The 26541-nt window shown below is 66.1% G+C and carries 19 protein-coding genes and 1 tRNA gene; 12 read left to right on the plus strand and 8 right to left on the minus strand.

Features of this window, described 5'->3' with window-relative positions; genetic code table 11:
• Nucleotides 1–113: 113 nt before the first annotated feature.
• Genes HUK72_RS14645 through HUK72_RS14655 form a run of 3 tightly spaced genes read right to left on the minus strand, consistent with a single transcriptional unit; the run spans nt 114 to nt 2614 of the window.
• The gene (locus tag HUK72_RS14645; RefSeq protein ID WP_176597378.1) at nt 114–848 is read right to left on the minus strand and encodes an anti-sigma factor; all 735 of its coding nucleotides are present in this window, start codon (nt 846–848) and stop codon (nt 114–116) included.
• Entirely contained in the window at nt 841–1371 is a 531-nt protein-coding gene (locus tag HUK72_RS14650; RefSeq protein ID WP_255325729.1) for a sigma-70 family RNA polymerase sigma factor, read from the minus strand. The genes HUK72_RS14645 and HUK72_RS14650 overlap by 8 nt, the downstream gene beginning before the upstream one ends.
• Before the next feature lies 1 nt (nt 1372).
• Nucleotides 1373–2614, minus strand: a complete 1242-nt coding sequence (locus HUK72_RS14655; protein ID WP_255325730.1) for a glycosyltransferase family 1 protein — start codon at nt 2612–2614, stop codon at nt 1373–1375.
• A 264-nt stretch (nt 2615–2878) separates the two neighbouring features.
• On the opposite strand from HUK72_RS14655, the gene HUK72_RS14660 reads away from it, so the two are divergent.
• From HUK72_RS14660 to HUK72_RS14680, 5 genes are all read left to right on the plus strand, one after another.
• On the plus strand, nt 2879–3607 hold the full coding sequence (locus tag HUK72_RS14660) for a virulence factor (RefSeq protein WP_255325731.1): 729 nt from the start codon (nt 2879–2881) through the stop codon (nt 3605–3607).
• A 43-nt stretch (nt 3608–3650) separates the two neighbouring features.
• On the plus strand, nt 3651–4082 hold the full coding sequence (locus HUK72_RS14665) for a DUF2147 domain-containing protein (RefSeq protein ID WP_176597380.1): 432 nt from the start codon (nt 3651–3653) through the stop codon (nt 4080–4082).
• Nucleotides 4079–5500, plus strand: coding sequence for a virulence factor family protein (locus HUK72_RS14670; RefSeq protein WP_255325732.1), 1422 nt, complete (start codon nt 4079–4081; stop codon nt 5498–5500). The genes HUK72_RS14665 and HUK72_RS14670 overlap by 4 nt, the downstream gene beginning before the upstream one ends.
• Nucleotides 5497–8154, plus strand: a complete 2658-nt coding sequence (gene mprF, locus HUK72_RS14675) for a bifunctional lysylphosphatidylglycerol flippase/synthetase MprF (protein WP_255325733.1) — start codon at nt 5497–5499, stop codon at nt 8152–8154. The genes HUK72_RS14670 and mprF overlap by 4 nt, the downstream gene beginning before the upstream one ends.
• Nucleotides 8155–8284: 130 nt before the next feature.
• Nucleotides 8285–9256: a DUF2971 domain-containing protein gene (locus HUK72_RS14680; RefSeq protein WP_176597381.1), complete on the plus strand. Its 972-nt coding sequence runs from the start codon at nt 8285–8287 to the stop codon at nt 9254–9256.
• A gap of 192 nt (nt 9257–9448) precedes the next feature.
• On the opposite strand, the gene rpoZ is transcribed toward HUK72_RS14680, so the two are convergent.
• Nucleotides 9449–9793: a DNA-directed RNA polymerase subunit omega gene (gene rpoZ, locus HUK72_RS14685; protein ID WP_007688625.1), complete on the minus strand. Its 345-nt coding sequence runs from the start codon at nt 9791–9793 to the stop codon at nt 9449–9451.
• Between the two features lie 120 nt (nt 9794–9913).
• Between rpoZ and HUK72_RS14690 the strand changes: the two genes are divergently transcribed.
• Complete coding sequence (locus tag HUK72_RS14690; protein WP_176597382.1) at nt 9914–11116, plus strand: phosphatidylserine/phosphatidylglycerophosphate/cardiolipin synthase family protein; 1203 nt, start codon at nt 9914–9916, stop codon at nt 11114–11116.
• 20 nt (nt 11117–11136) lie between these two features.
• On the opposite strand, the gene HUK72_RS14695 is transcribed toward HUK72_RS14690, so the two are convergent.
• A tRNA-Ser gene (locus HUK72_RS14695) sits at nt 11137–11227 on the minus strand.
• Between the two features lie 52 nt (nt 11228–11279).
• Between HUK72_RS14695 and HUK72_RS14700 the strand changes: the two genes are divergently transcribed.
• From HUK72_RS14700 to HUK72_RS14725, 6 genes are all read left to right on the plus strand, one after another.
• Nucleotides 11280–12206, plus strand: a complete 927-nt coding sequence (locus HUK72_RS14700; protein ID WP_176597383.1) for a peptidylprolyl isomerase — start codon at nt 11280–11282, stop codon at nt 12204–12206.
• Between the two features lie 89 nt (nt 12207–12295).
• Nucleotides 12296–13411 carry an alanine dehydrogenase gene (gene ald, locus HUK72_RS14705; protein WP_176597384.1) on the plus strand — a complete coding sequence of 372 codons (1116 nt, stop codon included), beginning with the start codon at nt 12296–12298 and terminating at the stop codon, nt 13409–13411.
• A gap of 416 nt (nt 13412–13827) precedes the next feature.
• A complete protein-coding gene (locus tag HUK72_RS14710) occupies nt 13828–14658 on the plus strand; it encodes a sulfite exporter TauE/SafE family protein (protein ID WP_176597385.1) in 831 nt (276 codons plus the stop codon).
• 207 nt (nt 14659–14865) lie between these two features.
• Entirely contained in the window at nt 14866–15231 is a 366-nt protein-coding gene (locus HUK72_RS14715; protein ID WP_176597386.1) for a hypothetical protein, read from the plus strand.
• 57 nt (nt 15232–15288) lie between these two features.
• On the plus strand, nt 15289–17043 hold the full coding sequence (locus tag HUK72_RS14720; protein ID WP_176597387.1) for a sulfotransferase: 1755 nt from the start codon (nt 15289–15291) through the stop codon (nt 17041–17043).
• Nucleotides 17044–17173: 130 nt separating this feature from the next.
• Nucleotides 17174–19588, plus strand: coding sequence for a TonB-dependent receptor (locus HUK72_RS14725; RefSeq protein WP_176597388.1), 2415 nt, complete (start codon nt 17174–17176; stop codon nt 19586–19588).
• Nucleotides 19589–19699: 111 nt separating this feature from the next.
• Here HUK72_RS14725 and HUK72_RS14730 read toward each other — a convergent pair whose 3' ends face one another.
• Genes HUK72_RS14730 through HUK72_RS14740 form a run of 3 tightly spaced genes read right to left on the minus strand, consistent with a single transcriptional unit; the run spans nt 19700 to nt 26384 of the window.
• Entirely contained in the window at nt 19700–20590 is an 891-nt protein-coding gene (locus HUK72_RS14730) for a transglutaminase family protein (protein WP_176597389.1), read from the minus strand.
• Nucleotides 20587–23058 (minus strand): circularly permuted type 2 ATP-grasp protein, encoded by a 2472-nt coding sequence (locus tag HUK72_RS14735; RefSeq protein WP_176597390.1) that lies wholly within the window; start codon nt 23056–23058, stop codon nt 20587–20589. The genes HUK72_RS14730 and HUK72_RS14735 overlap by 4 nt, the downstream gene beginning before the upstream one ends.
• A complete protein-coding gene (locus HUK72_RS14740) occupies nt 23055–26384 on the minus strand; it encodes a DUF2126 domain-containing protein (protein WP_176597391.1) in 3330 nt (1109 codons plus the stop codon). Before HUK72_RS14740 ends, HUK72_RS14735 begins: the two co-directional genes overlap by 4 nt.
• Nucleotides 26385–26541 lie beyond the last annotated feature (157 nt).

A 26541-nucleotide genomic window follows, 5' to 3' on the forward strand; every position in this document is an offset into this window, starting at 1 on the left:
GATGGATGCTGAGCCGAAGGCCAACGCCAGTTAAACAAGTTCAGCATGACGGTCCCGTATTTGGCTACTGTCACTTTTCTACCGCCGCTTTTCTGCCCCGACCCAACCCGAATTCAAGTCCGCGCCAGCGCCTCCGCCGTGGCGTCCATCGTCCCCGGTTCCTGATCGCCCGTCAGCGCGTAGGACATGTCGCCGCGCCGCCAATAGGCCACGGACTGCGCGCCCTCCCGCACCGCGTCGGGATGTTCGGGCGCGGCGGTCTTCTCATGCACGGCGAAGATCGTCATCCTGTGCCCCGTATCGGTGCGCACCGCCATCAGCAGCGCGGGGGCCTTGTCGGTCGGGAAGAGCTGGACGTCGGTCACATGCCAGTCGTCGGGCAGTTGCGGCATGGCGATGCGGGTGTTGAGCGCGACTTCCCGCGCATCGAAGCGGGGCGCCTCGATCTGCGAATTCATGTCGGCGCGCAGCATCGCGATCCGGTGCGAGGCGACCGCATAGCTGACATAGGCGGGCGGCCGCTCGAACCCCACCATCCAGACCGCCAGCGCCGCCGCCAGTCCCGATGTCGCCAGCCCCGCCGGCATCAAGCGGCGCCAGCGGCTTTTCTGCGGTTGCGCCAATCGTTCGGCCCTGTCGGCCAGCCCGGCGGGCACCGGCCGCCGGTCCTGCGTCAGCATGCGGAGCGCGCTGCGGACGCTAAGGTCGCCCATGACGCGGGCGGCCAGATCGGGCTGGCGCGAAAGGCGGGTTTCGACGACGAAACGCCGCTCCACATCGAGCTCGCCGTCAATATAGGCGTCAATCTCCAGATCGGTAATTTCCGGATCGGTCGGACGATCAGTCATCGCTTCCTCCTATCAGCCGGAGGCCCGTTGCCCCCTGCTGCCCCTGTTCCCGCTCCCTCAATGCAGCCCGTGCCCGCGCCAGCCGCGACATCACCGTCCCCACCGGCACCCCCAATGTCTCCGCCGCCTGCTGATAGCTGAGGCCCTCTATCGCCGTCAGGTGCAGCACGGCGCGATGATGCTCCGGCAAGGCCGCGAATTGCCGCGCGATCTGGACCAGCCGGGCATGTTCCTCCTGCCCCGGTTCCAGCCGGTCGACCAGCGTTTCGGCAAAGCGGCTGTTGCGCCGCGCCTCCGACGCCTCGCGCCGCTTGGCGGAGAAAAAGACATTGTGGACGATCGCCAGCAGCCAGCGGCGGCGGTCGCGGTCGGGCTGGAACGTCTCCTGCCGCTCTATGGCGCGGACGATCGCGTCCTGCACGACGTCGTCGGCGTCCTGCTCGTCGCGGGTCAGCGACCTGGCATAGCGCCCCATCGCGACCAGATCGTCCCTGATGCCGGAACCCTCGTCCATCATCGCCATGTCATGCCGCCTGCGCGGCGGGCGTGGCAAGCGGGATGTGCAGCGCCTCGGCATAGCTGCGCGCCACATCCTCCAGCACATCGTCCCAGGCGAAGCGCGCCGCCGCCTCCGCCGCCGCAGCACCCAGCGCGGCGCGGCGGGCGGGCTGGCGGATCAACCCCGCCACCGCCGCCGCATAGGCCCCGACATCCTTGGGCGGCACCAGCAGGCCGGTGCGCCCGTCAGCGATCAGGGCCGACGCGCTGGGCACATTGGCGGAGACGATGGCGAGGCCCGATGCCATCGCCTCCAGATTGACATTGCCGAACGCCTCCGTGACGGAGGGGTTGATGAGGATGTCGGCGCTGGCGACGGCGCGGCCCAGCCTCTCTCCCGACAAATGGCCCATGAAGGTGGCGTTGGGCAGCCGCTCGGCCAGCCAGTTCCGCGCCGGTCCTTCGCCCACGATCAGCGGGCGGACGGCCAGGCCCTGGGCGCGGACGGCGCCGATGGTCTCGGCAAAGACGCGCAACCCCTTTTCCAGCACCAGCCGGCCGAAGAACAGCGGCACCATATCCGCCGCATCATAGCCAAGCCCGGACCGGAAGGCCGGGTCGCGCAGCGCCGGACTGAAGCAGGCGGGATCGATGCCGCGTCCCCAAATGCCGATCCGCCCGCCACCAAGCCGCGCCGCCATATCCCGCGCTATGGGCAGGGTAGGGCAGAGGATGCGGTCGCAATCGCCATAGAAGCGGTCGAGATAGCGCTCCACCGGCCCGCGCAGGAGGGACAGGCGGTAATAGTCGAGATAGGTTTCGAAGCGGGTATGCAGGCTGGCGACCACCGGAATGCCCAGCGCCCGGGCATGGTTCTGCGCCTGCCGCCCCAGCAGGTCCGGAGCGGAGAGGTGGACGATGTCGGGCGCGAAATCCTCGAAATCCTGACGGGCGGCGTGGGTGAAGCCCAGGGCGATGCGATATTCCGGGCGGCCGGGAATGCTGATCGATCGGACGGAGCGCACCTCGCCCACCGACGCGAACGCCTTGCGCGGCGCGGTGGGCGAATAGATCCGCACCTCCGCCCGCACGCGATGCAGCAGATAGGCGACCAGCCGGTTGAGCGCCTGGTTGGCGCCGTCGCGCACGCAATCATAATTGCCGGAAAACAGCGCGACCCGCAGCGGACGGCCCAGCGCCGCCGACAGCGCAAGGCGGGATTGAGAAAGGCGCATAGGGTCGGCACGAAGGTCGGGGGCATGGTTCATGCCCGGTATACGCGGGGGGAGGGTGGTCTATTCCCTCCGTTTACAGGAAGCGGGCCGGCGCTAGATTGAAGATGTGATTCCACACCGCCACCACCACTCCCTCCCACCACTCGTCATGCTGAACTCGTTTCAGCATGCATTTCTCCCCATGAGCCGTGGTCTCCGGAGGCACGATGGATGCTGAGCCGAAGGCCAACGCCAGTTAAACAAGTTCAGCATGACAGAGGGAGGCGGGCACCGCCCCGACTTCGCGCAATTCTGACGTTGGCCTTCCTCGCGGCCCTCATCGCAGGCGCCGCCGCCTATTGCCATTATCTCGGCTATCCCAATGGGCGAGTCTTCACCCCGGTCCCCGCTGCCGCTCCCAGGGAAGACGGGACCATCGCGGTCTTCTTCTCCGGCGACATGGGGTTCAACGCGGGCATGGGCCCGGTGATCGCCCACCATATGGCGCAAGGCGGCGTCCCGGTGCTGGGCGTCAATTCGCTGGCCGCCTTCGCCCGCCGCCAATCGCCGGAGGAAAGCGGCAGACTGGTGGAGCAGGCCGCCCGCCGCGCCCTGGCTCAGCCCGGCGCGCGCAGGCTGGTGCTGGCCGGGCAATCCTTCGGCGCGAACATGCTGCTCGCCGGGCTGGAGCGCCTGTCGCCCAGCCTGCGCGCCCGCGTCGCCATGGTCGCGCTGATCGTCCCCGCCGACACCATGCTGTTCCGCGCCACGCCCGGCGGCGTGTTCGACTTCGGGGACGACGGCCCCGCCGCGCCCGCCGCCCATGCGCTCGACTGGGCGCCGGTACTATGCATCCATGGCGTCAAGGAAAGCGGCAGCCTCTGCCCCGGCTGGCGCCAGCCCAATGTCCGCGTCGTCGGCCTGCCCGGCGGCCATTTCCTGGAGGATGATTCGGAACGGGTGGCGAAGACCCTGCTGCGCGCTTTGCCGGACCCGGCCCCGAACATTGCCAAAAATTCAGACAGCGCAGAGCCTCCCGCAATCTGAACGGGCCTAGAAGCCGTGATCGTTCCGGGAAAGGATGGGTCATATGGCGATAGGGAGGCTTTGGGCGGCGCTGGCGCTTCTGGTTGCAGCCGCCCCCGTCCTCGCGGCCAAAGTGCCCATCGCGCAGCCCGAAGGGTTGTGGCTCAGCCCGCACAATAATGTCGCCGTGCGCACCGGGCCCTGCGGCGACCGGCTGTGCGGCTGGATCGTCTGGGCCGACCGGGAGGCGCAGGCCGACGCCCGCGACGGCGGCACCCCCCGGCTGGTCGGCACCGAATTGCTGGAGGATTATCGCGCCGAGGGCAAAGGGCAATGGCGCGGCACCGTCTTCGTCCCCGATCTGGGCCGCCGCTTCAGCTCGCAGATCAGCCAGCTTTCGCCGGGCCAGTTGCGGGTCAAGGGCTGCATATTGGGCGGTCTGATCTGCAAGTCGCAGCTCTGGACCCGGATCGAGCGGTTGCCGGGGCAGTCATGATCGATTTTCGCCGCGCCCGTCTCTGGTTGATACCCGGCTTGCTGGCGGGGGCGGGCTTGCTGCTGTCGACCGTCAACGTAATGAACCCGGCGCGGGCGGCGGCCGATCCTGTGCCCGGCGCGACGGGACCGATCGCGGAAAGCCGCTACAGCCTGCCGCCCATGGGGCCAATCGCGGTCTACCGGCCCGCGGGCGTGCCGAACGGAGTGGTGCTGGCGCTCTCAGACAGCAATGGCTGGGACGATGACAGCGCCGACACCGCCCGCGCTTTGGCGGCGCGGGGCGCGCTGGTCGCGGGCATCTCCACCCCCTCCTTTCTGACGGCGTTGCAGGCTTCGCACCGCTGCATCAACCCCAATTACGGCATCATCGCCCTGGCTCGCGATCTGCAACACCGGCTGGCGCTGCCCATGTACAGCAAGCCGATCCTGATCGGCCGGGGCGAAGGGGCGGCGCTGGCCTATGCGACGCTCGCCGCCGGACCCAATGGCGCGTACAAGGCGGTGTTCTCGCAGGACTTCACGCCGCTTCTGGATGGTGGCCGGTCCTGGTGCCGGTCGGGCAGCTTGAAGGTCGCCGCCATCGCCCGTCCCCATCATGGCTTCGCCTTCGCCCCCAGCCGCCGACTCCCTTCGCCCTGGATCGCGCTGGCCGAAGCCCCACGCCCCGCATTGCAGCGCTTCGTCGCCCGCACCGGCAGCGGCAGGCTGGTAACCGTCGCGAGGGGAGAGGGGGAGGTCGCGCTGCTCTCCCAGATCCGGCCTTTCCTCGCCGCGCCACCCGCCGATGCCGCGCTGCCCACGGGATTGCCGCTGAACATCGTCACCGACGCCACCGCGCCGCGCACCGACATGATGGCGGTCATCTATTCGGGCGACGGCGGCTGGGTCGGGCTGGACAAGGATGTGGCGGGGCAACTGGCCCATGCGGGCATCCCCGTCGTCGGCGTGGACAGCCTGTCCTATTTCTGGAGCCAGCGCACGCCCCACGGCGCCGCCCTCGACCTCAGCGCCATCATCCGCGGCTATTCGCGCCATTGGCGGCGGCCCCGCGTCCTGCTAGTCGGCTACAGCTTCGGCGCGGATGTGCTGCCCTATATCGTCGGCGGCCTGCCCGCGCCCCAGCGCGCGCAGGTGCAGCGCCTCTCGCTGCTGGGCCTCAGCCCCAGCGCGGATTTCCAGTTTCACATGAGTAGCTGGCTGAACATGGATTCAAACCGCCAATATCCGACCATTCCCGCCATAGCGCGGCTGCGCGGCCTGCCCATGCTCTGCGTGCGCGGAACGCTGGAGAATGACAGCGCCTGCCCCTCCATCCCCCAAGGATTGGCGCAGATGGTGGTCGTGCCCGGCGGCCATCATTTCGACCGCAACGCCCCGCTGCTGGTGACTCATATGCTCAAGGGGCTGACGATATGATCCTGGTCGAACGGATCAAGGCCTGGAAAGCGCCGCTGACGGTCGCCGTCACGCTGGTGGTGGCGGCGCTGGGGCTTGTGGCGCTGCACGGCCTGCTGGCGGAGGTGCGGCTGAAGGACATCCGCCATGCCGTGCACCTGATCGCGGGCTGGCGGCTGGCCGGGGCGCTGGCGTTGACGGCGGCGAGCTATATTGCGCTCACCTTCTACGACTATGTCGCGCTGCGGATCGTCGGGCGGCCCTTGCCGTGGCGGACGGCGGCACTCGCCTCCTTTTGCAGCTACACGCTCAGCCATAATCTGGGCCTGTCGCTGCTGACCGGCGGGTCGGCGCGCTACCGCATCTACACCGCTGCGGGCCTTGAGGGCGGCGACATTGCGCGCATCATCGCCTCGGCGGGCCTGTCCTTCTGGGGCGGGGTGTTCGTGCTGGCGGGCGCGCTGATGCTGGTCCATCCGGCCACCATCGGCATCATGGGATGGACCATCGGCATGCCGTTGCAAAGGCTGGCGGGCGGGGCGATCCTGATCATGACGATGGCGGCGCTGTTCGTCCTTGGCCCCGGCCGCGCGCCGCGCCTGTTCGGGTGGAGGCTGGCGTTGCCGACCAGGACGCAGGCGGCCGCCCAGATCGGCGTCGCCAGCATCGACCTCGCCGCCGCCAGCGCCGCGCTGTTCATCCTGGTGCCGGGCATCGCCCCGGCGCTCTATCCCACGCTGTTCCTGGCCTATGCGCTGGCGATCATCATCACTTTGGTCAGCCATGTGCCCGGCGGCCTCGGCATATTCGAGGCGGTGATCCTCGCCGCCCTGCCCGATGTGGACAGGCCAAGCCTGCTGGCGGCGCTGATCGCCTATCGCCTGATCTATTATCTGATCCCCTTGCTGCTGGGCGTCATCGCCATCGCCCTGCATGAAGGCAATAGCTGGCGCCATCCCGTCAGCCGGGTGCTGGATGGGGCACAGGCGGCGGCGTCCGGCATGGCGCCGGTCATGCTGTCGCTGCTGGTGGCAGTGGGCGGCGTGATCCTGCTGATTTCCGGCGCCTTGCCCGCGATCCAGCACCGCATGCACATCGTCACCGACTGGCTGCCGCTGACCTTCGTGGAGGCATCCCATTTCGCCGCGAGCATCATCGGCACGCTGCTGATCCTGCTGGCATCGGGCCTCTACCGCAGGCTCGACGCCGCCTTCTGGATGACCCGAGCGCTGTTGCTGGCGGGCGCGCTCTTCTCGCTGATCAAGGGGCTGGACTATGAGGAAGCGAGCGCGCTGCTCCTCATCGCCGCGCTGCTGCAATGGACGCGGGGCGCCTTCTACCGCCGCACCAGCTTCACCGCCGAAGCGCTGACCCCCGCCTGGATCGCGACGCTGGCGGTGGCGGTCGGCCTGTCGATCTGGATCGGCTTCTTCGCCTATAAGCATGTCGATTATCAGAACGACATATGGTGGCATTTCGGCCCGCACGCCAACGCCGCCCGCTTCCTGCGCGCAGGCCTCGCGAGCGCGGTGCTGGCGGTCGGCGCCGCCTTCTGGCGCATGTTCCGCCCCGCGACCGCGCCCCGGCATGTCGACCGCCCCTCCACCGCCATCAGTGCCGACGCTTTGGCGCTGGCCGAGCGGACTGACGCCTTCCTCGCGACCACCGGCGACAAGCTGTTCCTGACCTCCGACACTGGCCGGGCCTTCGTCATGTATCAGGTGCAGGGGCATAGCTGGATCGTCATGGGCGACCCCGTCGGAGACCGGGCGGAATGGCCCGATCTGCTCTGGCAATTGCGCGAGATGGCGGATGCCGAACAGGGCCGCCTGCTGCTCTATCAATTGAGCCTCGACGCCCTGCCGCTGGCGATCGACCTGGGCTTCGCCATCGTCAAATATGGCGAGGAAGCCCGCGTCGACCTGCATCATTTCACGCTGGAGGGGCCGGACGCCAAGCCGCTGCGCTATGCCGAACGCCGCGCCATGCGCGAAGGAGCCATCTTCGAGATCGTGCCCGCGCCCGCCGTCCCGCCGCTGCTGGAGGAACTGGAGGCGATTTCCGACGAATGGCTCGCGGCCAAGGGCCATGGCGAAAAGGCGTTCAGCGTCGGCCGCTTCGACCCGGCCTATATCGCGGCCTGCGACTGCGCCCTCGTCCGGCAGGAGGGGCGCATCGTCGCCTTCGCCAATATCTGGGCGACCGCCAATCGCCGCGAATTGTCGGTCGACCTGATGCGCCATGCGTCGCAAATGCCCTATGGCGCGATGGACTTCCTGTTCATCCGCCTGATGCAATGGGGGCGCGAACAGGGTTATGACTGGTTCACCCTGGGCCTTGCCCCGCTTTCGGGCATAGAGGCGCGGCGTCTGTCGCCCTTCTGGGCCAAGGCGGGCGCCTTCTTCTTCCGCCATGGCGAGAGCTTCTACGGTTTCGAGGGGCTGCGCGCCTATAAGGACAAATATGCCCCCCGCTGGGAGCCGCGCTTCATCGCCGGGCCGCGCGGCATCTCCCTGTCCCGCGGGATGATCGACCTGCAAAAGCTGGTCGGCGGCGGACCAGGAAGCGCGGCGACACGGACAAGGCGGCGCAGGCCGGTTGCGTCGCCTGCGGTGGGATTGAACGATGGGGAAGTCGCGTTATCGGAGCCTCTGGCGTCGATGAGCGTAGGTTGAGATTTTCGGTGGAGCGAGCCGGAAGTGAGCGACGTCAAAAGGTGGTTTTCAGAATGTCAGCTTTCAGACGCGAGGCGTTGTCACACGGCCTACACTTGGCGTAGTTGGTGACGGGCGCACAGGGGGATTGATGGCGAACGAACCAGAAATCGACTATAATCGCATAAACGAAGTTTTGATGCCTTTCGCCACAGAGGCACATACGCGCGCGGAAAACGGCATGCGCTTCGTTCACTACACCAGTGCCCAATCGGCTTTCGACATACTCAAGTCGCAGTGCATATGGATGCGCAATGCTACCTGTATGAACGACTATAACGAGATGCGGCATGGATTGCACTGCTTAGTCGAGGCTTTCGGGACGGAAGCTGGGCAGGCATTTAATGCTGCGCTTGACCGCTGCTATCCTGACTTGGCCAAAGAACTCGATGCGAAGTTTACGGCAGTTGCCCCTAGTTTGCTTGAGCATACCTACATTGCATGCGTATCAGAGCATTCCGATGATGAAGAACTTTATGGGCGACTCTCAATGTGGCGCGCCTACGGGAGCAACACGGGTGTCGGGCTGGTATTCAACAACGGTCCATTCCTCCGTCCAAGCAATGCGCACCTCGTATGGACCACACCCGTTGCTTATATTGATGCGCAGGGAGTTCGGGGACAGATTCAACAGATTGCCGAACAGATGGATTCCGAGCGCGCCCTGCTAACGCGACTGTCGCGCGAGAATCTACTCAACGCTGTCTTGCGGACGCTGATCTTCGCTGTGGTCAGTAGTAAGCATGAAGGGTTTAGGGAGGAACGCGAATGGCGCGTTGTTCATTTGCCTACGATATGGGCGAGTAACTCTGATCGGTTGCCATTGGACCAAGTCTCGCTGGGCGGCGTGCCACAGCCAATCTTCAAAATTCCGTTTATCGATTACCCCGATGAAGGCTTCTATGGTGCGACGATCCCTGACTTGATCAACCACATTATCGTGGGGCCAACCCAATATCCCGTCGCGACCCGCACTGCCCTGGCGCAAATGTTAGGAAAGGCAGGCGTTGAGAACCCCCTTGACCGCGTTCGCTGTTCAGATGTGACCCTTCGGGTCCTGTGATGCCATTCATGTAATGCTTGCTCGGACCCGTCGAGGCCGCAGCAATGGCAGGTCGGAGGCAATCCGAACTGCGGTTGGGCGACAGGTATTGGTCGCTTGCAGCCAAGCCCAAAACCCCACCCCAAAAACGGTGAGGCCCGGTCCTGCTAGCGCAGGCCGAGCCTCATTCCCTCTCCAAACTGGTGAACGGGATCAGCCGTCGTAATCGCCGCCGATATTCTGGTTGCGCGGCGGCGCGGCGGCGGTCAGGCGCAGGGCCTCCGCCGACTGGGCGATCGAACCGATTTCGTCCGGCGTATCGTCGTCATCGATCTGCACCTTCTGCAGCGAAGCGACGAGCGAATCATGCAGATCGACCGGCAGGACGGTTTCCTCCGCGATCTCGCGCAGGGCGACGACGGGGTTTTTGTCGCGGTCGCGGTCCAGAGTCAGCTCTGCACCGCCTGAAATCTCGCGGGCGCGCTGCGCGGCAAGCAGGACGAGGTCAAAACGGTTGGTAACCTTGTCGACGCAATCTTCGACGGTAACGCGGGCCAAACGGGCGCTCCTGAACCAAGAGAAATCGTGAAAGGCGCGCCTAACAGCGCCCGCATCAAGAGTCAATGAAAAGCCCATAAAGTCGTGGCCAGCCGCCCCAAATGCGGGCATGAACGGAGCATGGCAAGCATCGGGCAGGCAGAGCCGCGGCGTGGCGAGGAGCAGATCGGCCTGTCGTTGCACGCCAACCGCCTGCGCGTGATCGAGGCGGGACCGGCGCTGCGGCAGGCGCTGGTCGACCTGATCGACGGCGCGCATGAGAGCCTCAAGCTCTATTATTATATCTTCGCCGCGGACGGCAGCGGGCAGTTGATCCTCGACCGGCTGGTCGCGGCGCGGGCGCGGGGAGTGGCGGTCACGCTGATGGTCGACGCCTTCGGATCGGGGGCCACGCCGCTCGCCTTTTTCGATCCGCTGGTGGCGGCGGGCGGGCATTTCGGCCGCTTCGGCGCGCGCCGCTCGATGCGTTATCTGATCCGCAACCATCAGAAACTGGCGATTGCGGACGACCGGCGGCTGCTGATGGGCGGCTTCAATGTCGAGGATGGCTATTTCGGGATTCCGGCGGAGGATTGCTGGCACGACATCGGGCTGCTGTTGGAAGGGCCGCAGGTGCAGGCGATGGCGAGCTGGTATGGCCAGCTCTGGCGCTGGGTTTCGACGCGCAAGCAGCGTTTCCGCACGCTGCGCCGCATGGTGCGCAACTGGCACAGCCCCCTCCACAGCGTTGCGGGCGAGCCGATGCGCTGGGTGATCGGCGGCCCGACCCGGCGGCTCAGCCCCTGGGCGCAACTGGTGAAGCATGATCTGGAGCGGGCGCGGCGGCTCGACATGGTGGCGGCCTATTTCTCGCCGGGCCGGGGGATGCTGAAACGTCTCGCTTATGCGGCGCGGTGGAAGGGATCGCGCCTGGTCCTGCCCTCCCGGTCTGATAATGGCGCGACCGTCGCGGCGGCGCGGCTGCTCTATGGCCCCCTGCTCAAGCGCGGGGTGGAGATATGGGAATATCAGCCCTGCAAGCTGCATATGAAGCTGATCGTGGTGGACGACGCGGTCTACATCGGCTCGGCCAATTTCGACATGCGCAGCCTGTTCCTCAATCTTGAGATCATGTTGCGGGTGGAGGATGCGGGCTTTGCGCGGCAAATGCGCGCCTTCATCGACCGGCATGTGGCGGAAAGCCGGCAGGTCACGCTGGCAACGCACCGCGCCCAGCGCAGTCTGCCGACCCTGATCAAGCAGTGGATCAGCTATTTCCTGGTCGGCGTGCTGGACTATACCGTGACCCGCCGCCTGAATTTCCGGGATCCGGACGCCGATTAATGAGGGAGAAAGGAGGCTGGTGGCGGAGCGGGAGGGATTCGAACCCTCGATACGCTTTTGACGTATACTCACTTTCCAGGCGAGCGCCTTCGACCACTCGGCCACCGCTCCGCATTGCACTGGAGGCGGCTCCCTATCGTGCGTCGGCGCGCTAGGCAAGGGGATGCTTTACTTTCCTTTCTCTCCCATGCTTGATTGCGCCATGTCGATCCGTTTCCTCGCTTTCCTGATCGCGCTTTTCCTGCCTGTTCCGGCCCTTGCCGCTCATCCGGCGACCCCCTCCGCCATCGTCGCGCAGGCGCCTGCCACCGCATGGCGGACCATCGCGCCCGACACGCTGCTGATCATGACGCTGGAAGGGGGCAGGCGCGTGGTGATTCAACTCGCCCCGGATTTCGCGCCCGCCCATGCCGCCAATATCCGCGCGCTCGCCCGCGCCGGCTGGTGGGACGGCGAAAGCGTCTACCGGGTGCAGGACAATTATGTCGCCCAATGGGGCGATGTGACCGAGAAGAAAGCCCTTCCCGCCGGCATCGCCACGGACATCAAGCCGGATTATGTCCGCCCGATCGCCGCACTCAAAACCGCCCCGGTGCCTTTGCCCTATCCCGACGCCTATGCTCCGCGCACGGGCTTTATCGACGGCTGGCCGGTGGCGATGGACGAGGCGTCGGCCTGGCTGCCCCATTGCTACGGCATGGTGGGCGTGGCGCGGAACCTGTCGCCCGATGCGGGGACGGGGGCTGAACTCTATGCCGTGATCGGCCAAGCCCCGCGCCAGCTCGACCGCAATATCGCCGTCGTCGGCCGGGTGATCCAGGGGATGAGCCTGCTCGCCAGCCTGCCGCGCGGATCGGGCGATCTGGGCTTCTACGCCGCAGGGGAAAGGCGCCTTCCCATCGTCTCCGTCCGTCTTGCCAGCGATCTGCCAGCCGCGCAGCAGCCGCATTATCAGGTCATGGACGTGACGTCGCAGAGCTTTGCCGACTACATCCGGCTGCGGGCGAACCGGAAGGATGATTTCTACGATCGTCCGGCGGGCGGGGTCGATCTCTGCAACGCGCCGGTGCCGGTACGGCAGGCGCCCTGAGGCTTCGGCCGGTCAAAACGGGTAAAATGCCGGAACGATGATTATCTAAAGATTATTACAGCCCCGCCGCCAAAATGGAGAGGATGGTCATGATCGTAGGCACCGTCAGAGAGATCAAGAATCACGAATATCGTGTCGGCCTGACGCCGGAGAGCGTGCATGAACTGACCGCCCACGGCCATCGCGTGCTGGTGGAAAGCGGCGCGGGGGAGGGGATCGGCGCGCATGACCGCCTCTATGCCCGCGCCGGGGCGGAGATTGTGGACGATCCGGTCAGCATCTTCGCGGCGGCCGAGATGATCGTGAAGGTCAAGGAACCCCAGTCGGAGGAGCGCGCCCTGCTGCGCCCCGGCCAGATCCTCTACACCTATCTGCATCTGGCGCCCGATCCGGATCAGACGCGGGAGCTGATGGCGTCGGGCGCGATCGGCATCGCCTATGAAACGGTGACGGACGCCCATGGCGGCCTGCCGCTGCTCAAGCCCATGAGCCAGGTCGCCGGACGCATGGCGATCCAGGCCGGGGCGACCGCGCTGGAAAAGGCGCATGGCGGGCGGGGCGTGCTGCTGGGCGGGGTGCCGGGCGTCCTTCCGGCGAAGGTCGCGGTGATCGGCGGCGGCGTGGTCGGCTTCAACGCGGCGCAGATGGCGGCGGGTCTGGGCGCGGATGTCACCATCCTTGACCGCAGCCCGGAAGTGCTGGAGCGGCTGGGCATCCATTTCGAGGCGCGGGCGAAGACGCGCTTTTCCAACCGGGCCAATCTGGCGGAATGCGTCGAGGAGGCTGATCTGGTGATCGGCGCGGTGCTGATCCCCGGCGCCGCCGCGCCCAAGCTGGTGTCGGCGGATATGCTCAAGACCATGAAAAAGGGCGCTGTTCTGGTCGACGTCGCGATCGACCAGGGCGGCTGTTTCGAAACCAGCCACCCCACCACCCATGACGACCCCACCTATATCGTCGATGGCATCGTCCATTATTGCGTCGCCAACATGCCGGGCGCGGTGGCGCGGACCAGCACCTATGCGCTCAACAATGTGACCTTGCCCCACGCGTTGAAGATCGCGGACCTGGGGTGGAAGGAAGCGCTGCGGGCGGACCGGCATCTGCTGGACGGGCTGAATGTGTGGAACGGCCAGATCACCTACCAGGCCGTGGCGCAGGAGCTGGATCTGCCCTACACGCCGGCGGAAGAGGCTATTGGATAGCGGGCTGTGGCGGCAGGTTTGGTCAGTTCCAGCCATTGAGAGGCACGTGTTCCTGCGAAGGCAGGAACCCAGTTCCTACGGTGCGACGATCCACGAACGGCGGGACTGGGCTCCTGCCTTCGCAGGAGCACGGTGCACTTCAAGGAAAGCGACGCAAAAGCGGACCTTCCGCTTCCCACCCATTTCCGTTTCCCTTCCCCCACTCTCCACAATATTGCTCCCCCCTTTGCGGGTTCCCCGGCTTCGTTCGTTTTGCGTGGATGTGGGGGCTGTTGATCGTCCCTGCCACGCACGTTCCGCCGAAGAGAGGCATGGGTTTCCAACATGGTCGATTGCACAGCTTCCGCCGCCTTGATCCATAGAGGCATCTTCCCCAACAGTGCCGCCTGCGCCATAGCGTCGGGGGAGCAGCGCTGATGCAGGGTGACATGATGACCTGGCTCGTACCCCTGGTCGCGATGCTGGGCGCGGGCCTGTTCGCCGGTTTCGCGGCAGGGATTTTCGGGATTGGCGGCGGCTTCGTGGTGGTGCCGGCGCTGTTCGTGGTGCTGCCGCTGCTGGGCGGCACGCATGATGCCATCGCCCATGTCGCCATCGGCACATCGGCGGCGACGATCATCGTGACGTCGATCCGCTCGCTGCTCGCCCATGCCAAGCGCGGCGCGGTGGAGTTCGAAGTGCTCAAGACATGGGCGCCGTGGATCATCCTGGGCGACGGCGCCGGCGTGCTGCTGGCCGGTCATGTGGACGGGCGCATCCTGACCATGATCTTCGCGGTCGGCGTGTTCCTGATGTCGCTCAACTTCCTGCTGCCCAAGGTCGGCGGCAAGGTGATCAGCGACACCATGCCCTCGGGCATCGCCCGCGTCGGCATAGCCGGGGGGCTGGGCACCTTTTCCGCGCTGCTGGGCATTGGCGGCGGCACCATCGCCATCATGGTGATGACGCTGTGCGGCCGCTCGATCCACCGCGCCATCGCCACCGCTTCGGGCATCGGCACGCTGATCGCCATTCCCAGCGCCATCGGCTTCGCGCTGATCGGCCTCAAGGAAAGCGGCTTGCCCTGGGGATCGCTGGGCTATGTCAACATTCCCGCGACGCTGGCCATCGCCTCCATGTCGATCCTCACCGCGCCGCTGGGCGTGGCGGCGGCGCACAGCCTGCCCGCCGCACCGCTCAAGAAATTCTTCGGCGTCTATCTGGTCGTCATCGCCTTCGTCATGTTCCGCAACGCCATCAAGATGTGACTTCCTCCGACCGCCCGTGGCCCCTGCACAGGCCACGGGCGGATTTTATGATAACATACTGAAATTACTGAATTTAATAAAAATTCACCGCCTCCTCCGGTCGATGGAGAGGCGCGTTTCATCCATTCTGCACATCCGTTCATGCACAAAATCCCCCTTTCCGGACGTTGAACCAGCAGAGTTCGCATCAGGAAGAGGAGAAGAGACATGAACCGCTCGATCGTCATCAGCGCCCTTGCCATCCTTGCCATGACGCCGGTTTCCGCCATGGCGGCGCCCTATGGCGCGATGAGCTATGAAGAGAGGCTCGCCGCCGCCGAGGACGACATGACCCTGCCCGCGCCGATTGCGGGCGTGCAGAATAAATATTGGTTCAACTATCGCACCGACCTGGCCGAAGCCCGCAAGGAGCTGGCCCACGACCTGCGCCACGCCACCGATGCGGAGGATGAGCGGGACGCCTGGGACGAATATCGCATCGAACTGGCCGATGCGCGCCATGATTATGTGAAGGAAATGCGCGAGAAGGGCTATCGCCCCGGCCAGGTGCGGGTCTACGGCTCCGGGCGCTAGCCGGGGTCCGCCACGTCCCGCTTGCTAAGCCGCGTGCGGCTTGACATTTAGGGGTGGATGCGGGGCGAAAGCTATTCTTCCATCCGGCAAGCGCTTGCGCAGAACCCTGCGCAGGCGCTTGCGCTGTGTCTCGACCGGCTTGGGCAGGTCGCCGGGGATGCCGAGGCGCATCGCCTCGCCGCCCGCGCCCTGCGCGCCCTGAAGCGGGATGGGGAGGCGGAGCGGCATGAATCCGCCGCGATCGACGCCGCCGCCACCGACCCGGCGCTCCAGCAGGCCGCCGTCGCCCTGCTCGACAACCGCCTGCATCTGGCCGAACCGATCCTGCGCGGGCGGCTCAAGGACAATCCCTTCGATGTCGCGGCGATCCGCATGCTGGCCGAACTGGCGGGCCGGATCGGGCGCAATGCCGATGCGGAAAAGCTGCTGCGCCGGGCGCTGGAACTGGCGCCCGGCTTCACCGCTGCCCGCGCCAATCTGGCGACCGCGCTGCACCGTCAGAACAAGACCGCGCAGGCGCTGGAGGAACTGGACCGGTTGCAGGACCAGTCCAACCCCGCCCACGCCAATCTGCGCGCCGCGGTACTGGGCCGGCTGGGCGATTTCGACGAAGCCATCGCGCTCTACGAGCAGATATTGGCTCAGGCGGCGGGCCAGCCGAAAATCTGGATGAGCTACGGCCATGCGCTCAAGACGGTGGGCCGCACGGCGGACAGCATCGCCGCCTACCGCCGCGCCACCGCGCTGCGCCCGGCCTTTGGCGAAGCGTGGTGGAGCATCGCCAATCTGAAGACGGCGGCCTTCGACGCCACCGACATCGCCGCCATGTCCAACGCGCTCAACGACCCGCATGCCAGCGCGGAGGACCGCTTCCACCTGCATTTCGCGCTGGGCAAGGCGTTGAGCGACCAGGGCGAGGCCGCCGCCTTCACCCATTATGCCGAAGCGAACCGCCTGCGCCGCATCGCCCAACCCTATGAGGCGGCGCGCACCACCCGCGCAGTCGATGCGGCGACCGGCCTGTTCACCCCGGATTTCTTCGCCACGCGGCAGGGCAGGGGCTGCGCCGCGCCCGACCCGATCTTCATCGTCGGCCTGCCCCGCGCCGGCTCCACGCTGATCGAGCAAATCCTCTCCAGCCACAGCCAGGTCGAAGGGACGATGGAACTGCCTGATCTGCCCGCGCTGGTCGCGGAACTGCGGCAGGAGGGCGAATGGCCGACCTTGCTGCGCGACCTCGACCCCGCCCGCCTGCGCGCCTTGGGGGATGCCTATATCGAGCGCACTCGCATCCAGCGGCGCGAAGGGCGGCCCTATTTCATCGACAAGCTGCCCAATAACTGGCTGCATGTCGGCCTTATCCACCTGATCCTGCCCCATGCGCGGATCATCGATGCGCGCCGCCACCCGCTCGACTGCGGCTATTCCAATTTCCGCCAGCATTTCGCGCGGGGGCAGGCGTTCAGCTACGACCTTGGCGACATCGGCCATTATTATGCCGACTATGTCCGGCTGATGGCGCATGTCGACGCCGTGCTGCCGGGGCGCATCCACCGTGTCGTCCACGAACGCCTGCTGGACGATCCGGAAGGGGAAGTCCGCCTCCTGCTCGATGCGCTCGACCTGCCCTTCGAGGAGGCTTGCCTGCACTTCCATCAGAACCGGCGTGCCGTCCGCACGGCCAGCAGCGAACAGGTTCGCCGCCCGATCAACCGCGATGGAGAGGGTCAATGGCGCGCCGTCGAGGCACAGCTCCAGCCCCTGATCGCTGCCCTCGGCCCTGTGCTGGACAGCTATCCCGACGCGCCCTGACCGTGGCTTTCGGGTAACAATCACCTGAAAAAGCGCATGATTGTCGGGACGCAACGATTTTCCATTGCGCGCTTCCGGCAGTTGATGACAATTTCCCGCAGAAACTCGTGCACCTGAGGGGAGGTAGCCGATGTCAGGTCGCTTACGCTTGATGGAGTTTTCGTCCGCATTGCTGGTGACCAGCGCGCTGGTCTTTCCGGCTCTCGCGCAGGAACCGGCGCAGCAGGCCGCGCCGCCCGCATATAGCGACGTGATCGTCGTCACCGCCCAGCGCCGCGAGGAACGGTTGCAGGACGTGCCGATCAGCATCAACGCGCTCGGTCAGGCCAAGCTGGAACAGGCCAATGCCAAGGCGCTGGACGATTATGCCAAGCTGCTGCCCAGCGTCTCCATCCAGTCCTTCGGCCCCAGCCAGGCGCAGGTCTTCTTCCGCGGCGTAGCGACCGGTTCCGGCGGCCCGCCGCTGCATATCGGCCCGCTGCCGACCAGCAGCACCTATGTCGACGAAATCCCGGTCACGACGATCGGCGGCATGGTCGACGTCCATCTTTACGACGTGGCGCGGATCGAGGCGCTGGCCGGGCCGCAGGGCACGCTGTTCGGCGCCAGTTCGCTGTCGGGCACGCTGCGCATCATCACCAACCGTCCGGAACTGGGCAAGACGACCGGCAGCATCGACCTGCAAGTCAACAAGTTCAGCAAGGGCGACTTCGGCGGATCGGTGGAAGGCTATATCAACCTCCCGATCAGCGACAATGCCGCGCTGCGCGTCGTCGGCTTCTACGACCGGGCCGGTGGCTATATCGACAATATCCCCGGCACGCGCACCTTCACGCTGGACGATAACGACCCCAGCACCAACCTCACCGTCAACAACCATGCGCTGGTCGAAAACGACTATAATGATGTCGAAACCTGGGGCGGTCGCGCCGCGCTGCGCGTCGACCTGGACGACAATTGGACGGTCACGCCGCAATTTCTCTACCAGAGCCAGATCGCCCATGGCGGCTTCTTCTACGATCCGACCAAGGGCTATCTGAACGTCACCGACTATCTGCCCAGCCGCAACAAGGACCGCTGGTGGCAGGCGGCGCTGACCATTCAGGGCAAGCTCAGCGATTGGGATATCACCTATTCGGGCGGCTATTTCGAGCGCAAGGTCGATAATATTGCTGATTATTCCTATTATTCGGTCGCTTACGACAGCTACACCTATGTCGATGACAATGGCGTGACGCAGCCGGGCTTCACCACCTTTTTCCCGGACGCCAACGGCAATCCTATCGACCCGACGCAAACAGCGCACCAGTTCGACAAATATACCAAGCACACGCAGGAATTGCGCGTGAACTCGCCCACCGACAAGCCGTTCCGGCTGGCGGCGGGCATGTTCCTTCAGGTCCAGACCGACAAGATCGGGGCCGACTATCAGACGGTCGGCATCGGTTCGATCCCGACGCCGATCTGGCTCACCCCTTTCGGCACCAGCGACACGGTGTTCCTGACCCGCGTCAAGCGCAAGGACCGCGACTATGCGATGTTCACGCAGGGCGAATATGACATTGTGCCCAATGTCACGCTGATCGCGGGCATTCGCGGCTATGTGGCCCACAACACCATCTATGGCTTTTCCGGCACCAACAGCGCCAGCAATCTTGATCCGGCCAATTGTTTCCCCACCAGCCTACCCGATGTGCCCTGCGCCAATGTGCACAAGAAGCAGGTGGAATCGGGCGTCATCTGGCGCGGCGGCATCAAATGGCAGGTATCGAGCGACATCATGCTCTACGGCACCGTTTCACGCGGCTACCGGCCGGGCGGCAACAACCGGCGGCCGGGCGTCAATCCGTTCAAATCGGACAAGCTCGACAATTTCGAACTGGGCTGGAAAAGCCGTTTCGGGCGGTTCACCTTCAACGGCGCCGCCTTCTACCAGAAATGGCGCGACCTCCAGTTCGGGCTGGTGCCGGTCGGCCAGAACGGCGTCACCAACACCTATAATGCGGGCAACGCCCGCATCTACGGCGTGGAGGGCGACCTGTCGGCGCGCTTCGGCGGCCTTTCGCTCTCGGCCAGCGCCACCTATGTCGACGCGCAGCTCACCAGCGATTTCTGCGAAGTCGATCCGGTGACGAAGAATATCGTCTGCAACCCCGGCGTCCCGCCCGCCGCGGCCAAGGGCACGCGCTTGCCGATCATGCCGCGCTTCAAGGGTTCGGCCACGGCGCGCTATGAATGGCCGCTCGGCGCGATGACGGCCTTCGTGCAGGGATCGGTGTCGCATCAGGGCGGCACGCGCACCTTCCTGACCGACGCGGATTATGCGGCGGTCGGGCCGACCAGACCCTTCACCACCGCCGATTTCTCGATCGGCACCCATTGGGATAGCTGGCGGATCGAGGCCTTCATCCAGAACGCCTTCAACAGCCATGGCGCGCTCGGCAAGAACACCATCTGCGCCACGGAAATCTGCGGCGCCTATGCCCGGACCTACCCGACCAAGCCGCAATTTTTCGGGCTGAAACTGGGCTATGATTTTGAGTAGCGCCTGACTCATATGTGACACCCGTTCGTTTCGAGCGAAGTCGAGAAACACTGGCACTGCACCTCCCGTTTCTCGACTTCGCTCGAAACGAACGGGTGTATGTGCGTATTCCTAAACCCCTTCCTCCTCCGGCATGACGTCCACCATCACCTGCACATTCTGCCCGGAGCCACCCACGAACAGCCCATCCATCGGCGCGACGTCCGCATAATCCCGCCCCATGGCGACGAACAAATGCCCGTCCCCGGTAATCACCCCATTGGTCGGATCGAAGCCGATCCACCCCCGCGTCGGCCCGCACCACAGCATCACCCAGGCGTGCATCGCGTCCGCACCGACCAGCCGCGCCATGCCCGGCGGCGGATCGGTGCGCAAATAACCGCTCACATAGGCGGCAGGCAGCCCGAACCAGCGCAGCGCCGCCACCATCACATGGGCAAAGTCCTGACACACCCCATGGCGCGCTGCAAAGGCCTCCGCCACTGGCGTCGCCGCATCGGTTGCCCCGCTCACATAGGCGAATTCGCTCTTGATCCGCTGCGCCAGCGCCAGCGCCGCCCCGACAATCGGCCGCTCAGCAACAAGTAAATCCGCCGCCCAGGCCCCGATCTCCGCCGCCAACGGCACACGCGGCGAGGCGTAAAGATAATGCGCCGATCCCGCCGGTCCCATATCCCGCGCCGCCAAAGCCGCCTCCGCCACTGCGCCGACGGCCGGATCGTCCTCCTGCGGCTCGATGGGCGGCCCGACCTGCACCCCGGCGCGAAAGCTGCTGTCGATGCTGATCCGGTGCAGCGGACTGTCGATCTCCAGCCGGGCGACATTGACCGGCCACGCCCCCGGCCGCGATTCGATGGAGGCAGGCGCGGGATCGACCGCCAGATGATAGTCCGACGTCCACTGTCCCGGCCATGGCGCGGGCCGCAGCCGCAGGTTGAAGCGCGCCAGTTGCACCGGCGCATCATAATGCACGATGGTCTGATGCCGGATGCGGTAGATCATGACAGCAGGCTGACGCCCTCGCTCTTTTCCTTGCGCCGCTGCAGGAAATAGCGCTGCCCGATGGCGTCGGACAACTCCAGCAACCGGCTCTCCGCCTCCGCCAGATCGGCCATGCCGAGCACATCCCCGGTCAGCGGCGCCAGCCGCGCCGCCAGCATTGCCGCCAGCCTTTGCGGCTCCTCCGGAATGCCGTCGCCATGCAGCGTCGGCAGCGCCGTGACATGCTCCGCCAGCCTCTGCGCCTGATAGACTATGGAACGCGGATTATGCGGCTCCAGCGCCACCAGATCGCGCACCGGCGCTAGAGCAGGCCCGGTCAGATAGCGGTTGCGATAGCTGATCTGGCTGTCGTTGAGGTCCAGCAGCACGGTCAGATCGTCCGCCGACGCCCCATCGCCCCCGAACAACATCGCCAGACGGCAGCCATTGATCGCCCGCTCCATCCGCCGCCCCATATCATGGAAGCGCCACCCCTCGGTCCGCCCCATATTCTCCGCCGCCAGCCCGGACAGCGCCGAAATCCGCTCGATCATGCGCGAAGAGGCTTCCAGCAAAGTCTCCGTCACCCCGCCGTCGAAATCGGGCAGGGGCAGCCGCACCAGCCGCCAATAATCCACCGCCAGCCGGTCGCGCAGCCCTTCCCCGATGCCCGCCACCGCCGCCAGCAAGGCCCGCACGCTGCCCGGCTGCGCGCCATCGCCCAACGCCTGCGCGCACAACCGCCCCACGGCCCCGGCAGTGCCCGGAATCGCGCTCCACAATGCAAGCTGTCCCATCAGCCGCCCCATGGTGGGCGATCCGACCGCCGGCCCCAGATCGGCCTCGATCGACCCGCCGACGATCGCCCGGATCACCCGCGCCGTCATCTCCATGCGCTCGATATAGCGCCCCAGCCAATAGAGATTGTCCGCCGCCTTGGCGGGCAGCATGCCGCCCACCCGCCGGATCGCCGGAGCCGCCGCCGACAACCCGTCCCGCGGCACCGGCTTGGCGTCCAGCACGCACATGTCCGCCGACAGATCGCCTTCGCCCATCAGCGCGGCGCGAATATCGCCATGCGCCGCCAGCCGCGTGAAGGCGCCCGGCATGATCCGCCATTGCCCCAGCTCGTCCCGCGCCACGAACACGCGCAGGGTGAAGGGCAGGGGGGTCAGCTTTCCGTCCACGATCGCAGGCGTGGTCGACAGCCGCACCACCTCCTGCCCGACATAGTCCATCGGCCGCCGCGCCATGGCGTCCAGCAAGGCCGCCCGTTGCGCCGCATCCATGGCCGATCCGGGCAGGAAGCGCGTGCCCGTCAGCCCCGCCACATCGCGGTCGAAGGCCGATCCCACCACCAGCTCGTCCATCGCGTCCGCGACATGCGCCCGCTCCGCGCTCTGCCCGCACCACCAGGTCGCGATATTGGGCAGGATGAGGTCCGCCCCCAGCACCTCCCGCGCCAGCCCCGGCAGAAAGGCCGCCATGGCCCGCGATTCGATCACGCCGACGCCCGGCCAGTTGGCCAGCATCAGCCCGCCCTTCACACAGGCGTCGAACAGGTCCGGCACGCCGATGCGCGATTCCGCATCGAACGCCAGCGGATCGATGAAGCGGCTGTCCATCCAGCGCCACAGCCCATCGACCCGCTTCAATCCCTGGATCGTGCGCACGAACAATTGCCCGTCCGACACGATCAGGTCTTCGCCCTCGACCAGCAACAGGCCCAGATAGCGCGCCAGATGCGCCTGCTCGGCATAGCTCTGGTTGAAGCGGCCCGGCGACAGCAGGCCGATGCGCGGATCGCTCCGCTCGCAATCCGCCGCCAGCCCGCGCCGCAAATCGCTCAGAAAAGGCGCCAGCCGCCGCACATTGAGCGCGCCCAGCAAATCCCCGGTCGCCCGCGACAAAGCCAGCCGGTTCTCCAGCGCATAGCCGACGCCCACAGGCGTCCGCACCCGGTCCGCCAGCACCCGCCATTCGCCATCCGGCCCCCGCGCCAGATCGGCGGCGTAGAAATGGATGAAATGCCCATGGGGCGGCGGCGCGCCGGTCATCACCCGCCAATGATGCGGGCTGCCGGTGATGACGCTGGCGGGCAGCTTGCCCTCGCGCACCAGCGATTGCGTACTGTAGATGTCGCTGATCACCCGCTCCAGCAACTGCGCCCGCTGGACCAGGCCTTGCTCGATATGCGTCCATTCCTGCGCGCCGATCAGCAGCGGAACCGGACTCAATGGCCAGGGCCGTTCCTGCTGATCCCCGGTCAGGCGGAAGGCAAGCCCCAGATCGACCGCCTGCCGCTCGACATTGCCCGCCAGCACCGCCGGATCGCCCTGCGCCTGGAGGCTTAGCCGCTCCAGCATGGCCCGCCAATGGCCCGCCATCTCCTTGCTGGCCCCGGCGAACAGGTCGCCCTTGGGCGCACGCGTCAGATAGGTCTCGGCCCAGCCCGCCGCATCTACAGGAAGGGCGCCAGCCATGCTCATGGATGCCGGAAACGCAGGTCCAGCGTCATCGGAAACTCGCTCGGAGCCTCGGCGGGCGGCATGTCGACCGGGCCGGGCGTATGGCCATGATCCTGAAACCGCGCCTTGCGCCGCGCTTCCGCCTCATAGGCGTTGATCGGCAGCGTGTCGTAATGGCGCCCGCCCGGATGCGCGACATGATAGACGCAGCCGCCCAGCGACCGCCCGCTCCAGCTATCCAGCACGTCGAAGGTCAGCGGCGCATTGACCGGCAGCGCCGGATGCAGGCAGGCGGCGGGCGCCCAGGCCTTGTACCGCACGCCGCCCACCGCCTCGCCCGGCACGGATGTCGGCGTCATCGGCACGCGCCGCCCATTACAGGCGACGACATGCCGCCCGGCGATCAGCCCGGTCGCCCGCACCTGCAAACGCTCGGTCGAACTGTCGACATAGCGCACGGTCCCGCCGATCGCGCCGGTCTCGCCCAGCACGTTCCACGGCTCCAGCGCGTGGGAAATCTCCAGCCCCACGCCGCCCGCATCGACCGCGCCATGGATCGGGAAGCGGAACTGCTTCTGCGCCTCGAACCAGTTGGCATCGAAATCGTAGCCCGCGCCGCGCAGGTCGCCCAGCACCTCCAGAAAATCCGCCCAGACGAAATGCGGCAGCATGAAGCGGTCGTGCAGCGCCGTCCCCCAGCGCACCAGATTGCCCTGCTGCGGCTGGCGCCAGAACCACGCCGTCAGCGCCCGCAACAGCAATTGCTGCGCCAGACTCATCTTCGGCTCCGGCGGCATTTCAAAGCCGCGGAATTCCAGCAACCCCAATCGCCCGGTCGGCCCATCGGGCGAGAACATCTTGTCGATGCAGATTTCGGTGCGGTGCGTGTTGCCCGTCACATCGACCAGCAGATTGCGGAACAGCCGGTCGACCAGCCAGGGCGGCGGCGCATCACCCTCGCCCGGCGGCGGCACCTGCGCCAGCGCGATCTCCAGCTCATACAGCCCATCATGCCGCGCCTCATCGATGCGCGGCGCCTGACTGGTCGGCCCGATGCAGAGGCCCGAAAACAGATAGGAGAGGGAAGGATGCCGCTGCCAATAGAGCACAAAGCTTTTCAGCAGATCGGGCCGCCGGATGAAGGGCGAATCGATGAGGCTCGGCCCGCCCAGCACGATATGATTGCCGCCCCCGGTGCCCACGGATCGCCCGTCGACCATGAACTTGTCGGCGGTGAGGTCGCAGGTCCGCGCCAGCGCATAAAGCCGCTCGGTGATCTCCACCGTCTCTTCCCAACTCGCGGCGGGCTGCACATTCACCTCGATCACGCCGGGATCGGGCGTGGCCTTGAGCACCTGCAATCGCGGATCGGGCGGCGGCGCATAGCCCTCGATCCGCACGGGAATCCGCATCGCTTCCGCCGCGCCTTCGATTTCCGCCACCAGTTCCAGATAATCCTCCAGCGCCTCCACCGGCGGCAGGAAGATCGACAGGAAATGCCCGCGCGGCTCCACCGTCACGGCGGTGCGCACCGCCCCTTCGATATGGAACTGCTCGACCCGCTCCTGCGCGACAGTCCCGCCCGGCGCATCCGGCACCCGCTGCACCGGCTGGGCATGAACCTCATCCAGCGTGGCGCGGAAATCCGGCAAAGGCCCACGCGGCTCGCTCGGATCGCGCGGATGGATATAGGGAAAGGCCGCCTCCGGCACATGTGGCAGCGACCCCAAGGGCAAGCGATAGCCCAAGGCCGAATCCCCCGGCACCGCGAACAGCCGCCCGCGCCGGAGTTGCCAGATCTCGCTTTGCCAGCGCGGCGTCACCGCCTGCGTCTGCCAGCGCTGCACCGGCAGCACATAGCCGACCGGCTGGTCCAGCCCCCGCTCGAACGCCCGCACCATTCTTGCGCGGGCTTCGGGATCGGAAATCTTGGGATCATCGGGCGATGTGTTGACCGGCAGGTCCGCTTCCTTGACCGCCCACACTGCCGGGTCTTCATAGACCGGCTGGATATGCTCGGACGTAAAGCCCATCGCGCCCGCCATATGCGCGAGAAAGGCCTCGGCGTCCTCCGCCGTCACCGCCCGCGCATCGTCAGCCGCCACCTCATCCGCGATCAGCCCGGCATCCCGCCAGATCGGCACCCCGTCCTGCCGCCAATAGACCGCATAGGCCCAGCGCGGCAGGCTCTCGCCCGGATACCATTTGCCCTGCCCATGATGCAGCAGTCCGCCCGGCGCGAACGTCTCACGCAGCCCCCGGATCAGCCGGTCGGCATAGCTCGCCTTGGTCGGCCCGACCGCATCGCCATTCCACTCGCCCGCATCGCCGCCATTCTCGGCCACGAAAGTCGGCTCGCCCCCGGTCGTCAACCGCACGTCCTGAGCTTGCAAATCGGCATCGACCTGCGCGCCCAGAGCCATCACCGCGTTCCAGCGCGCATCGGTGAAGGGCTTGGTGATCCGCACCGCTTCGGCAATGCGGCTGACGCCCATGGAAAAGTGAAAGTCGACCTCCGCCGGTTCCGCCATCCCACTGATCGGCGCGGCGGATCGATAATGCGGCGTCGCGCAAAGCGGGATATGCCCTTCGCCCGCGAACATCCCCGAAGTCGCATCGAGCGCCACCCAGCCTGCGCCCGGCACATAGGCCTCCGCCCAGGCATGCAGGTCGACCACGTCCTGCGAAACCCCCTTCGGCCCCTCCAAAGGCTCGACATCGGCCACCAACTGGATCGAATAGCCCGACACGAAACGTGCCGCAAAGCCCAGCCGCCGCAGCAATTGCACCAGCAGCCAGGCCGAATCCCGGCACGACCCGGTGCCGATCTCCAGCGTCTCCTCCGGCCCCTGCACGCCGGTCTCCATGCGGATCACATAGCCGACCTGGCTCTGGAGCCGCCGGTTCACCTCGACCAGAAAGTCGATCGTCCGCCCCTCGAAACCCTGATGGCTCTCGACCAAAGCCTCGAACAGCGGCCCCTGATCCTCCAGCTCGAAATAGGCGGCAAGGTCGGTCTTGAGCTGCTCGTCATAGGCGAAGGGATACTCCTCCGCATAAGGCTCGACGAAGAAATCGAACGGATTGATGATGTCGAGATCGGCCAGCAAATCCACTTCGACGGAAAAGCGGTCGACGGGCTCTGGAAAGACGATCCGCGCCAGCCAATTGCCATGCGGGTCCTGCTGCCAGTTCAGGAAATGCCCCGGCGGCTCGATCTTCAACGCATAATTGGGGATTTTCGTCCGGCTGTGCGGCGCGGGCCGCAATCGGATCACCTGCGGCCCAAGCCTGATCGGGCGGCTGTAGCGATAGGACGTCAGATGGTGGAGCGCGGCCTTCAGCATGACAGCGATGAAACGCTACCCCCTGCTGCAATGCAATATGGAATCGTTTCGGCGGTAAAGAAACTGGCGTTTCCCACCTTCGTCACCCCCGGCTTGACCCGGGGTCCCGCTGCCTTGGACTAGGCGCAGACGAGAGAAGAAAGCGGGACCCCGGGTC

This window comes from Sphingobium sp. 15-1 (genome assembly GCF_013375535.1).
GTDB classification, from domain to species: Bacteria; Pseudomonadota; Alphaproteobacteria; order Sphingomonadales; family Sphingomonadaceae; genus Sphingobium; species Sphingobium aromaticivastans.

Excerpts from the sequence above, each read along its gene's own strand:
- HUK72_RS14645 (WP_176597378.1), bottom strand. The coding sequence starts at position 848 with ATGACTGATCGTCCGACCGATCCGGAAATTACCGATCTGGAGATTGAC.
- HUK72_RS14650 (WP_255325729.1), bottom strand. The coding sequence starts at position 1,371 with ATGGCGATGATGGACGAGGGTTCCGGCATCAGGGACGATCTGGTCGCG.
- HUK72_RS14655 (WP_255325730.1), bottom strand. The coding sequence starts at position 2,614 with ATGAACCATGCCCCCGACCTTCGTGCCGACCCTATGCGCCTTTCTCAA.
- HUK72_RS14665 (WP_176597380.1), top strand. The coding sequence starts at position 3,651 with ATGGCGATAGGGAGGCTTTGGGCGGCGCTGGCGCTTCTGGTTGCAGCC.
- HUK72_RS14670 (WP_255325732.1), top strand. The coding sequence starts at position 4,079 with ATGATCGATTTTCGCCGCGCCCGTCTCTGGTTGATACCCGGCTTGCTG.
- mprF (WP_255325733.1), top strand. The coding sequence starts at position 5,497 with ATGATCCTGGTCGAACGGATCAAGGCCTGGAAAGCGCCGCTGACGGTC.
- HUK72_RS14680 (WP_176597381.1), top strand. The coding sequence starts at position 8,285 with ATGGCGAACGAACCAGAAATCGACTATAATCGCATAAACGAAGTTTTG.
- HUK72_RS14690 (WP_176597382.1), top strand. The coding sequence starts at position 9,914 with ATGGCAAGCATCGGGCAGGCAGAGCCGCGGCGTGGCGAGGAGCAGATC.
- HUK72_RS14700 (WP_176597383.1), top strand. The coding sequence starts at position 11,280 with ATGCTTTACTTTCCTTTCTCTCCCATGCTTGATTGCGCCATGTCGATC.
- ald (WP_176597384.1), top strand. The coding sequence starts at position 12,296 with ATGATCGTAGGCACCGTCAGAGAGATCAAGAATCACGAATATCGTGTC.
- HUK72_RS14710 (WP_176597385.1), top strand. The coding sequence starts at position 13,828 with ATGCAGGGTGACATGATGACCTGGCTCGTACCCCTGGTCGCGATGCTG.
- HUK72_RS14715 (WP_176597386.1), top strand. The coding sequence starts at position 14,866 with ATGAACCGCTCGATCGTCATCAGCGCCCTTGCCATCCTTGCCATGACG.
- HUK72_RS14720 (WP_176597387.1), top strand. The coding sequence starts at position 15,289 with ATGCGGGGCGAAAGCTATTCTTCCATCCGGCAAGCGCTTGCGCAGAAC.
- HUK72_RS14725 (WP_176597388.1), top strand. The coding sequence starts at position 17,174 with ATGTCAGGTCGCTTACGCTTGATGGAGTTTTCGTCCGCATTGCTGGTG.
- HUK72_RS14730 (WP_176597389.1), bottom strand. The coding sequence starts at position 20,590 with ATGATCTACCGCATCCGGCATCAGACCATCGTGCATTATGATGCGCCG.
- HUK72_RS14735 (WP_176597390.1), bottom strand. The coding sequence starts at position 23,058 with ATGAGCATGGCTGGCGCCCTTCCTGTAGATGCGGCGGGCTGGGCCGAG.
- HUK72_RS14740 (WP_176597391.1), bottom strand. The coding sequence starts at position 26,384 with ATGCTGAAGGCCGCGCTCCACCATCTGACGTCCTATCGCTACAGCCGC.